Origin of the sequence: Bernardetia sp., assembly GCF_020630935.1 — a bacterium.
Taxonomy (GTDB): Bacteria; Bacteroidota; Bacteroidia; order Cytophagales; family Bernardetiaceae; genus Bernardetia.
In genome coordinates, this window is sequence record NZ_JAHDIG010000009.1 from 31,568 (window position 1) to 44,562 (window position 12,995).

Here is a 12,995-nt window from a genome sequence, read left to right on the forward strand (position 1 = left end):
TTTAAATAATCACAGATAAATCGTACTGTTTAGTTCAATTCAACATACACCTTTTCCCCAGAGCGATACTTGATGTAAAATAAAATAGATTTAAGCTGTTCATCATCAAAAAAATCGTGATTAGGCATAAACTGTCCATATTCTTCATACATTTCTTGGGCATACTTATTTTTGTTGATGATTTGTTCTGGATATTTAATAAACTCTATCAGTTGCTCTTCACTCTCCCAACGCTCTGAAACTCCTGCAAGTGCAGAACCTACAACTTTTTTGTTCAGCGCATGACATTGAGCGCAGTTTCCTTCGAAGAGTTCTTTTCCGATTTTCACAATTTCTTCTTGTTGAATATTTAGAGAGTCAAATACTAATATTTCTCCATCTATTCCTGTTGGAACTGTACCACAATACCACCCTTTTACTTCTTCCTCTTTTTCAATCCACATTTTTTCATCAAAAAATATTTTACTCAAGGAAAGAATAATTATAGTTCCAATCGTAATAATAAAAATATAAAGACTTGTACTATTATTCATTTTTTTGAAGTTTAAAAAGTCTATTAAAATAGAATTTATACAATTTACCTAATAATTTGCACAAAACTTTGCTTTCCTATCAATTCTTTATTCAGTAGATATTCAAATTTTCGTATCTTTTCCTTCCAAATCAAAACAGGTTGAAAATCGTCTGTACTATTCATTTTTAATTGTTCATTTTTCCATGCCTAGTTCATCGCTCGTTACTCGTGTTGCCTACATTAGAGATTATTACAGAGAATTTCGTTACAAACAACTCCTCACGGATAGTCGTAAGCTCGGTATTGCTCACGATACAGTATTTTTTGCCATCAAAGGAAAACGCCAAGACGGACATAGTTTTATCAAAAAACTCTATGACAAAGGTGTTCGCTATTTTGTAATTGAAGACGAAGAGGCAGCACTAAGAGGCTTCCAAAATGAAGAGGAAGCCAATGGAGCAAAATTTTTACTTGTAGATAGTAGTATTCGAACTTTACAAGCTCTAGCAGCTCACCATAGAAGCCAATTTAAACTTCCTGTTATCGGAATTACAGGTAGTAATGGAAAAACGATTATTAAAGAATGGCTCTCACAGCTTTTGGCAGATAGTTTTCAGATTATCAAAAGTCCGAAGAGTTATAACTCTCAAATTGGTGTTCCACTTTCTGTATGGGAACTTTCGGAAGAACACACTCTTGCTATTTTTGAAGCTGGTATTTCGCAGCCCAACGAAATGGAGCATTTAGAAAAAATAATTCAACCCAACATCGGTATTTTTACAAATTTGGGTAGCGCACACGACGAAGGTTTTGAAAGTAGATTACAAAAAGCACAGGAAAAAGCCAAGCTCTTCGAAAACTGCAAGTTTTTGATATCAAGAGATATTTATTCTGCTGTCAATACGGCAATTTTAGATTTAAAGGAAAGAGAAGGCGACCCTCATTTTTTTGGTTGGACAACACAAGACGTAGCCATCTATCCTTCGGCTGTCGATATGCGCTATCTTGACCCTAATGTAGGAGGTGTAAATGTAGGACTGTATGACCCACATACCGACCAAAAACTCAATTTTTATCTTCCTTTTTCCAATCCTGCACACGTAGAAAACTGTCTGCACTGTATCGTAACGATGCTACTCTTTGAATATAAGGAAAAAGAAATACAGGAGCGAATCAATAAGCTCAAAGCCGTAGAAATGCGCCTTGAACTTAAACAAGGACTTTTTAATTGTAGTCTTATAGATGATACATATAACAACGATTTTGCAGGACTAAATGTAGCCTTAGATTTTCTTTTACAGCAGAGCAACAAGCCTAAAAGAACAGTTATTTTGTCGGATATGCCAGAGGAAAACCAAGAAGGTTTGTATGAGAGAATATTTCAACTCTTTGCAAAAAAAGGAGTAGAAAGAGTGATTGCGATTGGAGAAAATATCAAAAAAATGGTTCTTCCAGATACAGAAATGCTCATTGATACAGAATTTTTTGCGACTACAGAAGATTTTTTGAGTGATTTTGCTGATGGAGATGTTCGTTTTGGAAATGAAGCTATTTTGATAAAAGGCGCAAGGCGTTTTGAATTTGAAAAAATTGTAGAAGCTCTAGAACTTAAAGTACATGGAACAAAGCTAGAAATCAACCTTAATAATTTAGCACATAATTTAGATTATTTCCGTTCACTTATTTCTCCTAGAACAAGAGTTATGGCAATGGTAAAAGCATTTGGCTATGGAAGTGGAACAAATTTCGAAATTGCTCACCTTTTGCAATACCACAGAGTAGATTATTTAGCTGTGGCGTATGTAGATGAAGGTATTGCTCTTAGAAATGAAGGCATCCGAACGCCGATTATGGTAATGAATCCAGCCGTAGATAACTTTGAAAAAATGTTTGTGCATAATCTTGAACCTGAAATTTATAGCGTCGAAACGCTAAAAAGATATGTAGAATATGCCAAACAGAAAACGTATGAACTCAACCTTGCCGATTTTGGAGCAGATGTAAAAGACGTGTTCAAAATTCATTTGAAATTAGATACTGGAATGAATCGTTTGGGTTTTTCTACAAGTGACTTGCCTACCCTAATAAGTTTGGTAGAATCTGTAGGAGAATCTTTAGAAGTGGCGAGCGTCTTTACGCATCTTGCAGCAGCAGACGACGAAGCGATGGACGATTTTTCTCGCCAACAAATTCAAGAATTTGAAGAGTGGGCAGCCGAACTAGAAAATCAGTTGGGGTATTCTTTCCTTCGCCACGCTGTCAATTCGGCTGGAATTATTCGTTTTAAAGAAGCTCATTTTGAGATGGTGCGATTAGGTTTGGGACTTTATGGCGTAGATGCTTCTAGTACTTCACAACATCATTTACTACCTATAAGTGCGCTGAAAGCTACTATTTCACAGATAAAGGAAATTAATCCAGAGGAAAGTGTGGGCTATTCAAGAAAGGGAAAAGTAGAGCGTCCTTCCAAAATTGCGACGATTGCCATTGGTTATGCTGATGGCTATGACAGGCGTTTTGGAAATGGTGTAGGGAAAGTTTACTTGCACGGCGAACTTGCCCCAACCATAGGAAATATTTGTATGGATATGTGTATGATTGATGTTACTGACATTGAAGATGCAAAAGAAGGCGATGAAGTAATTATTTTTGGAGAATATCCTACCGTTTCTGACCTTGCTGAAACTATTGGCACAATTCCGTATGAGATTCTAACTAATGTAAGTGAGCGTGTGAAGCGTATTTTTTATGCAGACTAGGAATCAGTTAGCAGTAAACAGTTGCCAGTAATCAGTCAAATTCATAAATGAAAAAATATGTATTTCTAGTGTTAGCCTCTCTACTTTTTAGTTGTAGTCAGTCTAATCACCAACTTAGCGAGAGAAAAGAAAAAGAAATTAATCCTTTGGATTATACTAACCCTCAATTAGATTCTATCAATGATTATTTTAAGGATTCTATATTCAGTTTCTTTGACAAAAAAGAACCTCAAAAAGACACCACTCTACATTTCGGTTGGACAACAGTAGATTTTTTCTCTAAAAAAGATAGATTTCCTTCTTTCTTTACCTTTTTTCATAGAGTGAACGGCTCTAAAGAACCGTATTTGTATATAGCTTGCAAAGTAAATCAAAAGTATGAGGTCGTAAACCAAGTCGATTATGATGAAATGATGTATGTTCAATCCATATATTTGGAGGATGTTAATTTTGATAGTATAAATGACCTTGTTATAAAATCACATTATCATGCTTCAAGTAGGATTGTCTTTCGTTATGATTTGATTCTGACCTCTGATTTTCAAACTACTGCATACTTGCAAGGTACAGATTCCTTATACATCAATCCTAAGAAAAAAGAAATAATAACTTTTGGTGATGGAGGCGTTTTTGGTCCTCACGATAAAAACTTTTATAAGTGGCAAGATGATTCTCTTACTTTGGTGCGTTACTGGACTGCATCTACTGATATAATTGGTACTAGAACAACAGAAAAATTTGCTATCAAGAATGGAGAGCCTGTAAGAACAAGCTATGATACTATGCATGTTGAAGAATCTGATATGGATTCTATTTGGTATGCTATTGATTAAAAAATAAAAATGAACTCCCACCAAAACATCCTAAAAAATATCAAACGCTATGTTGATTTGTCTTCTCAAGATGAAGAAGCATTTGTTAGCATCATTAAGCGAAGTAGAGTAAAGAAAAGACAGTTTATAGTTCAGCCAAACTTTGTCTGCACACATCAAACCTATATTGAGAAGGGAACGTTTCGCTCCTACTTTCTGACTGACCAAGGCACAGAACACACACTACAATTTGCTATCGAAGACTGGTTTATTAGTGATTTCACGAGTTATATTTATCAAAAACCAGCCTCTCTGTATGTTGAAGCCTTACAAGATTCTATCATTGACCAAATAGAGTACAACGAGGTAGAAAATCTCTGCAATACGCACCCTGTTTTTGAAAAGTTTTTTAGAATTGTTGCACAAAAATCATTTGCCTTTGCACAACAGCGAATTTTATCCAATTTAGGCAAAACGGCAGCCGAGCGTTATCGTGAATTTAATAAAATGTATCCTACGATTGTAGAACGAGTTCCACAATATGCACTAGCTTCGTATTTGGGAATGAGTGCAGAGTTTTTGAGCAAAATCAAAAAGGAAATGCAACCATAGAGCAAAGATTTAGCTCTTATAAGATAGTATCAATTAGAGTACTAGACATGTAATATTTTTTTGTTCTGTCGGACACCTCAAAGGTGTCAAGACAGTTAAATTTTATAATTGTCTGACACTTTCAAAGTGTCTTGACAAACTCATGTCCAGTACTCTAAGTATCAATACTCCTCATCTTTGCTTTGAATCAAATTTAGTGATGTCGTTACTTTTTCTTCTTCTTCCTGTCTTTTCTCCTCTTCTTCCTGTCTTTTCTCCTCTTCTTCCTTCTTGCGTTTTTCTTCTTCTTTACGCTGTTTTTCTTGTTCTTTGATTTCTTGTTTGATGCGTTCGGCTTCTTTATCTTTTTTGAAAAGTTCACTAAACTCGTCATACTCTCTTACAAAAATAAGCGATGCACCTGTTTGGATAATTTGTCCATCAATCACACCAGCATAGCTATTTTCTCTAAAAATCTGAACTTTATAGCGTCCGTCTTCTGTAATTAGATACGAAATAATAACATCGCCAGCAATGCTACTAAGTCCTTGCTGTTGTTGTTGCTTTGCTGCCTCTCCCTCCAAATCTACATTTGTTCCGACTTGGAAAGTAAGTCTATCATCCATAAAAGATTTTGAAAGATTGATGCCTAGTTGAGTTCTGCTCTGTGATTCGCCTGTCGAATAGTCTTCATACGAATTTAGGTCAAAAGACAAATCTACTCCAGAAAGATTTTTATCTGCTAGTTTGTTGAGCTGGTCGGTCAGAAGTCCACTTACTGTATTTCTTGCCGTAGCTTCAGCAAAACCCATTTCTCCTGTGGCTCTGTCTAGTGGATTTTCGGAAATAAAACCACCCAAAATAAGCAAGGCAAAAACTTGTTTGTTGAGTTCGGATTCTTGTTTGTTTAAGAGTTGTAGGCGAGTATTTATTGTTCCTCCCATTGCACCACGCTCTGCATCGGCAATATCAATATCAAAATCAATGGTTGGATTCATAATCTCACCATTCATATTCAAGACGACTTCAAAAGGTAATTTTTGTTTGTATTTATTGAGTTCAGATTCAGATGCTCCACCCATTTGATTTGCCATAAGCTCATACGAAGCAGCTTCCACAACATGAATCGCTGTAATATCAGCTCTCATGTCCATTATGTCGCCATAAAATGTAATAGAACTTCCTTTTTGAATTTGAAAATCTTTTTTAGCAAAGTTGAAGAAATTGAGTTTATAGATTCCATTGGTAATTTCGTAACGCCCTGTCAGAGACATTTCTCCACTAGGATTAAGGTTAAAATTAATATCTCCACCTCCACTCACTTCCAAACGGTTCGAAGGGTCAATTTCTACATTTACTTTTGCCAATGGATTTATTTTGATAACAGCACGAATATCCATATCAGTTGCATACTGTGTGGTGTCGGTATCGTTTGGAGCAACAGAAACCAAAGAATCTCCATAAAAACTTCTATCGACAAACTCTACAATACCTTCCTTATCAATTGTAGCAACCTCACTCTCTGGCAGCAAATAAGTCAAATCTGTTCCCTCCAAAACATTTACATTTGCTGTAACTGTCGGACTAGTAGCTGTTCCTGTTACATCTACATTGATTCCAGCTAAGGCTTTTCCAAAAAACATTTGGTCTTCTTTTGGGTCTTCCGATTTTTCACTATCGACAAATAAAAACTCCTTACTCTTTACATTCAATGCCAAATTAAAATCTGTCAGCGTAGGCATGTTTATTCTACCATTGATGAGTAAATTATTGTTTCGTTTATCCTGCAATTTGAAGTTATTGAAAGCCAGTCCTCTATTATCAAACTTTATGGTTTCATTTTCTAATTGAAGGTACGTTCCAGAAGCCGTTAGGAAAAATGAAGCCTGATTGAAGTCTAAATTTCCTAAGATTTTTGGATTTTGAGTTGTTCCTTTCACAGTAAAATTCCCTGTAATTGTTCCCTTTGTATCTTCAAGATTTCCCATAGTGAGATTTTCTAAAGAGGGCAGGTAAAGCCTCTGAATATCCAAGTTCATATTAAGTGCATCGCCTGCATCTTCTCTAGCATTGTAATAGCCTGTAAGCTCAAAACGATTTTCTCCTGTTAGGTTTACATTTACATCATAACGGTCTTTTGCCGTGCTATTTTCTGCATCAATTTTTAAATCTCCTAACTTGCTATTGAGCACTGTCAAATCTTCAATTTTCAAATCTGCCAAAAACTGCATTTCAGTTTGGAAATTTTGTAAATCTACTTTTCCATTTAGCCTTCCTGCTGCGAGTTGTGTGGTATCATTGGGCGCAGCCATTTCTGTAATGGTAGAGAGTTCGAAATTGGTAAAGCGAGCTGCCAAATTCTTATCATTATCCGTCGTTCTTGCACTTATAGTTTGGTTGTCGTGAGTAAGCATAAATTCTTTTATACTAAGGTTTACACTATCATCACTTGGTAAAATAATTTGATTGCCTTTCCTTGCTGTCCAGTCTTCATAATTCAAAATCTGTGTTGGAGCAAGCGAAACAATAAATTTTGTTGTGTCTGGACGTTCTAATCGTGTTGCAATTCTAAATTGTTCCTTTCCTTCTGTATCTGTAAGTTTGATATTCAAATCCGCTTTATTATTGGCTGCTTGTCCAGAAATAAGAGGATGTTCAAACTGATACGTACCACTGACCACCTCTGCTACGCCAATTCTATAGTTTAAGGCTTCTTTATCCGAATCCACATTTATTTTTAAGGAGTCCAGTACAATTCCACCATAGACAATTTTTGGAAAATTACCATTGAGTTCGAATTTTTTAGTATCACTACGATATTTTCCATCTAAAGAAGCAGGTTCAAACTTAGTCAGACTAGGTACTAAAGCTGTCAAGAGTTCTGACTTATGAATTTTTATATCAAAATCCATTTGTTGTGTTCCAATTTCTTTGTTGGGCTGAACGGGGTCAATTTCTATGTAGGTATTGACATGATTTTTGACGGTCGCCACAAATGTAGAAACATCTAAATTACCCTCAATATGAGCAGAAATAAGGTCGGATTGTAAGTTAATATTCGTTTCTCCTTTCTGTGAAACCGAAACAAAAGCAGCTGTATCTATTCTAAAAGTTCTTTTTTTTGTGCCAATAATTACTCTTCGAAGATTTGCATTTCCTCTGACATTATCTAAACTCATTCCTGTAATATCAGCATCCAAGTTTAGACTAACTGTTAGAGGTTCTTCATAGAAATTTAAAGCCTGTAAATCTGCTTTTTTCAAGTCTAAATCGACAACAAACTTTGGCTTTAGTGTATCCCAAACTACATTTCCAACAAAATCGAAGGTTAGATTTTTGTCTTGCATATTGAGTTTGCCATTATAAGCCAAACCATCCACTTTGCCATCAATTTTTAGGTCTTTATAGACATAGTCTTGAAACTCAAACTTATTGACATTACCATCAATGGTGGCTTTCATAATTTCTGGCTCAAAACCACTACCATTCGCCGAAATTTTTAAATCTGCGATACCAAGTGTGGTGTCTTGCAAGATTGTTCCTAGCTGTGCATTTTCTACGGTTGCCGTAATATTATAACTTGGAATAGCATTTTCAGCTATCAGATTTTTTAACGTTCCTTCTGCACCTACATTTCCTAAAGTAGTCTTTAGCTTTGTATCAGTTTTGAAGTCGTTTAGATACCCTGTAAAGACGATATTTCCATCGATTTTTGGAGGTAACGTCAGATTTGAAGGTAAAAGCGTATCTGGAATCCAATTTTTGACATCATTCAAATACACCAAAAATTCCTTGGTAGAAATATTCAAATACATTTTTTCTGGGTCAGTCGGATTTTTGACTGTTCCACCCAAATTGATTTTTGTATTGTCCAGATTTGCCAAAAGTTCTACAAACATATCTTCCATAGAACCCTTCGCAGAGGCATTCATAGAAATACGTTGTGGAAAATTAAAACCTGCTGGCAAAGTTCCACGAGGTACAAGTTTATTCAAATCTTGACGTGAAGAAGTCAGTTTGTTGATTTTTATATCAGCATAAATATTTTCTATTTCTGGAAGCCCTTTGATATTTCCATTGACTAAAAGATGTGTATTAATTAACCCTTTGATTTGAAAATCTTTGAGTGTAGCATTGTTGGCTTTTCCTGTTGCTTGTCCAGAAATTTTGATTTTTTCGGTGGTTTCTCTAGGTAAATTGACTTGCTTTGCCAAGTCTGGAACAAAATAAAATACATCGGCAAGAGCAATTTCTGTTCCGTCCAAATTGATTTCTAAGTCTGCATTTTGCCAGTCCTGAGCAAGGTTTTCAAGTGAGGCATCTAGTTTTACTTTTTGTCCTATTTTGCTTCGTGTAGTCTGAATTTTTAAGTCTGTAACCGAAATACCATTCGAATCTAAATGAATATTTCCATCAAAATCTTTGAGCGCAAACTGATTATCGTGGTCTGTAGCTTGGATAGTTTTTAAGTCTGCTGCAATATTGTCTGGATAAAATTTAAAGTTTTCTGCTTCTAGAGCAATATCTTTAAAATGAATGTGGTTGGCATCAAATCCGTAGTCTAGTTTTTCCGCATTCTCATTGGTAAAGATAATTTCATTATCTGCTAACACCACATTTTTCACTTCGATAACCCACGGTTTGCCTTCATCTTCCTTTGTTCCAGCTACCTCTTGTGCTTCTTTCGCTACATTTTCAGCAGATTTTTCGATAGCAGAATCTAGGGCGGTTGCTACAATGCCTTGTTTATAAGAAAGATATGTTTTATTTAGTTCCACATCTTGAATAACTATTTTTTGTGTTCCCAAGTTAGTTTGTTTGGCTTTGATAAGAAGACTTCCCACCTTTCCATCTACTTGCTGTCCTGTTACATTACTCTGATAAAATGCTGTGATATTCTCCAAATTAATTTCATTCATATCAATCTGAAAACCAATTTCAGAACTTGTTGTGTCTGGTTTCTCTGGAGTAGGAGGAGGTAAATGGGTTTGGATGTAGCGCAAATCAGTGTCTTTTAGCAAAACATCTTTGACTGTGAAAGACAAATTATTCAAATCAAAATCATCTACATCTACTTTTATCTGTCCAATTTTTCCTACAATATCGTTTCCACTATAACGGTCATCAAACTTTGCATTAATATTTTTAAAATCTATTCCACCCAGTGAAATAATAAAACCTGCGCCAGAAGTAGTATCATTTGCTTCAAGCTGTGTAGTGGTTTGGTCTTCTGACATTTTTGCTGAGTCAGTAGGTGCAAAGGCTTTATCTAAAAAATCAATATTCGAAACGCTATCCTTATCTATCCAAATATTGGCATAAACATCTTCCAACTCTATTTCTGTAATCTGAACTGTTTTTTTGAGAAGAGCAAACGGATTGAGGTCAGCATTAAAATGTCCTGCATAAAGCAAAGTATCTTTTTGGAGGTCTTCAATATAAAGTCCATTGATAGTTACACCAAGAGGAAGACTAAGACGGATTTTGTTTATTTCTACTTTTGTAGTGAGTTTTTTACTTAAAAAATCTTCTGCTTTGTTTGTTAGAAAATTTTGAACTGGAGGCAAGAAAAGTAAGACAAAAATCAGCAGAACAAGTCCCAAAACAGAACCTACAATCCACATCAAAATCTTAGTTATCTTTTTAAAAACTCGTTTTGTTTTGGATTGAGGTTTTGAAGATTTATCTGACTGATTAGCAGTTTTTTTATTAGAAAATTTATTTTTTATGTTTTGAAGGAAATTCATATAAATTGCACTAGAAAAGTAAGCTAAAAAATGGACGTAAAAAAATAGTATTTTACTCTATGTAAAAATACTTTGCGTCGTAATGTGCATAACTTAGAATTGAAGGGATTTGTTTTTATTTTAAGATTTAGAAATACTATCTATTTTCATTCATTAAATAAATGCCCATTTAATAATGAGGTAAATCCCTATGCCTATAAATAAAACACCCCACAGAGTAGATAAATATCTCCATTTGCTATAATCGCTGAGAAATTTATCTTTTTTCTCGCTATAAACAACAAAATAAGTATATCCTTTCTTACCAAAACCTCCATTCCAATCATACACTTTTCCTTTGTATTCAATTTGAGGGATAGATTTTCTATCATGTCTATATCCAAGCAGTACGACTTCTACTTCTATACCTTCCTCTCTTATTTCCTGTTGTTCTAAAAATTCTGTTGTTAAAAAATAAATTAAAAATACGCCTAATACACACATTATAGTTCCGATAGTGAATACAGTAAGACTAAATTTCATAATGTCTAATCTCATCCTCAATAAAATTCCTATTCAAAAATTTATTAAACGAGCAAAGTCTTATTTTTGATATAGATTGTAAAATGATTAGAAGGAAAAAAACTCTTAACTTGCCTACTGGTTATATTATTTTCAAAAAACTAACCCAATACATATGTTATTTCAAAATACCAAAACTATTTTTTCAATTCTGTTATTTTTGAGCATTTCGCTTTCTGGCTTTGCTCAAACAATACACTATAAAATTTCTTTTCCTGCGCCTCAAACCCACTACGCAAAAGTGGAAATAGAAGTAAACGATATTCCAAAAGACAAGGAAAGCCTTGATTTTGTGATGCCAGTTTGGGCTCCAGGGTCGTACTTGATTCGTGAATTTGCTAAAGGTGTTGAGAGCGTAACTTCTGATGCTTCCATTACGAAAACTTCAAAAAACGTTTGGAGAGTAGAGACAAAAGGCAAGTCTAGTGTAAAGCTAATGTACGATGTATATGGTTTTGAACATTCTGTCCGAACCAGTTTTATCGATGCTTCACACGCTGCTCTTATTCCGACCAGTATTTTTATGTATGTAGATGGAATGAAAAATGAAACAGCCACTTTAGAAATTGAAAAACCAAGCTATTGGAAAACTATTTCTACTTCTTTAAAAAATAAAGATGGAAAAGAAAACACATTTGAAGTTCCAAACTACGATATTTTGGCAGATTCGCCTATCGAAATTGGCAATCAAGAAATCTTGACCTTTGAAGCTGCTGGCGTAAAACATTCTGTTGTGATGTACGGACAGGGCAACTACAATAAAGGCCAAATCACAAAGGATATGGCAAAAGTTGTGGAGGCAGCGACAAAAGTTTGGGGAGAAAATCCAGCAGAAGACTACAAATTTATTGTTCATAACTCCAAACATGGAGGAGGAGGATTGGAACACCTCAACTCTACAAGCTTGGTAGTTGATAGAATGTCGTATGGAACAGAGCGTGGTTATTTAGGATTCTTGGGTTTGGTAGCACACGAATATTTCCACCTTTGGAATGTGAAGCGTTTGCGTCCGTTTGCGCTTACAAATTATGATTATACGCAAGAACAAAATACTAACCTACTTTGGATTTTTGAAGGTTTTACATCGTATTATGATGAACTTCTCTTGACAAGAGCAGGCTTTGTAAGTGAGGAAGGTTATCTCAAAACACTTTCTGGAAATATTTCAGCAACAGAGAATAAGAAAGGAAGACACGTACAACCTGTAACAGAAGCCAGTTTTGATGCGTGGATAAAAGCCTACCGTCCGAATGAAAACTCTGGGAACACTACGGTTTCTTACTACGGACAAGGGAGTGTGTATGCTGCTATGCTAGATTTGATGATTATTGAGGCAACAGATGCAGAGAAAAATCTTGACGATGTGATGCGTTATCTCTATAATGAATATTACAAAAAGCAAAAGCGTGGTTTTACAGATGCAGAGTTTCAAGCAGCTGTTGGAAAAATTGCAGGAAAGCCATTTCCTTCATTTTTTGAAAATGTAGTCTATGGAACACAAATGCCCGATTATGCTACTTATTTAGGATATGCAGGTTTGAAACTAATGGTAGGAGAAAATAAATCTAAGGCAACTCTTGGCATCAGAACAATAGAAAGTGGTAACAATCTCATAGTAAGAAGTACAGAGCGAGATGGAGCAGCTTACAAGCAAGGGTTGAATGTAAACGATGAGGTTATTTCAGCAGATGGTTTTAGAGTAACCTCAAATGGCGAACTTTCAGAAATCTTACACTACAAAAATGTAGGTGATGAGGTAGAGCTTGTTATTGCTCGTGATGGACTTTTGCAAAACCTTACCATCAAATTAGAAGCTGATGATACAAGAGGATTTGAAATTCAAAAAATAGACAATCCTTCTAAAAAACAGCAGAAAGTATATAAAAAGTGGATGGAGAAGAAGTAATTAGTTAGAGTACTGGGCATCAATAGATGTTTACTGTTCTGTGAGTCACAGAACAGAGAAAAAGTGCCATTCGTTGGTGTTTTAGCGTAGCGAGACCAACAATTT

General features: G+C 35.1%; 7 protein-coding genes. 4 read left to right on the forward strand and 3 right to left on the reverse strand.

Annotated elements, in window-relative coordinates:
• Positions 1–29 precede the first annotated feature (29 nt).
• Complete coding sequence (locus QZ659_RS04270; RefSeq protein ID WP_291722344.1) at positions 30–533, reverse strand: c-type cytochrome; 504 nt, start codon at positions 531–533, stop codon at positions 30–32.
• Positions 534–717: 184 nt separating this feature from the next.
• On the opposite strand from QZ659_RS04270, the gene QZ659_RS04275 reads away from it, so the two are divergent.
• The 3 genes from QZ659_RS04275 to QZ659_RS04285 are packed head-to-tail and all read left to right on the forward strand — an operon-like array spanning position 718 to position 4,697.
• Positions 718–3,273 (forward strand): bifunctional UDP-N-acetylmuramoyl-tripeptide:D-alanyl-D-alanine ligase/alanine racemase, encoded by a 2,556-nt coding sequence (locus tag QZ659_RS04275; protein ID WP_291722347.1) that lies wholly within the window; start codon positions 718–720, stop codon positions 3,271–3,273.
• 47 nt (positions 3,274–3,320) lie between these two features.
• Positions 3,321–4,106 (forward strand): hypothetical protein, encoded by a 786-nt coding sequence (locus QZ659_RS04280; protein WP_291722350.1) that lies wholly within the window; start codon positions 3,321–3,323, stop codon positions 4,104–4,106.
• 9 nt (positions 4,107–4,115) lie between these two features.
• A complete protein-coding gene (locus QZ659_RS04285; protein ID WP_291722354.1) occupies positions 4,116–4,697 on the forward strand; it encodes a Crp/Fnr family transcriptional regulator in 582 nt (193 codons plus the stop codon).
• 161 nt (positions 4,698–4,858) lie between these two features.
• Here QZ659_RS04285 and QZ659_RS04290 read toward each other — a convergent pair whose 3' ends face one another.
• Positions 4,859–10,423, reverse strand: coding sequence for a translocation/assembly module TamB domain-containing protein (locus tag QZ659_RS04290; RefSeq protein WP_291722357.1), 5,565 nt, complete (start codon positions 10,421–10,423; stop codon positions 4,859–4,861).
• A gap of 153 nt (positions 10,424–10,576) precedes the next feature.
• Positions 10,577–10,960 (reverse strand): hypothetical protein, encoded by a 384-nt coding sequence (locus QZ659_RS04295; RefSeq protein WP_291722360.1) that lies wholly within the window; start codon positions 10,958–10,960, stop codon positions 10,577–10,579.
• A gap of 139 nt (positions 10,961–11,099) precedes the next feature.
• Here QZ659_RS04295 and QZ659_RS04300 point away from each other — a divergent pair, with 139 nt between their 5' ends.
• Positions 11,100–12,890, forward strand: coding sequence for a M61 family metallopeptidase (locus QZ659_RS04300; RefSeq protein WP_291722364.1), 1,791 nt, complete (start codon positions 11,100–11,102; stop codon positions 12,888–12,890).
• Positions 12,891–12,995: the final 105 nt, after the last annotated feature.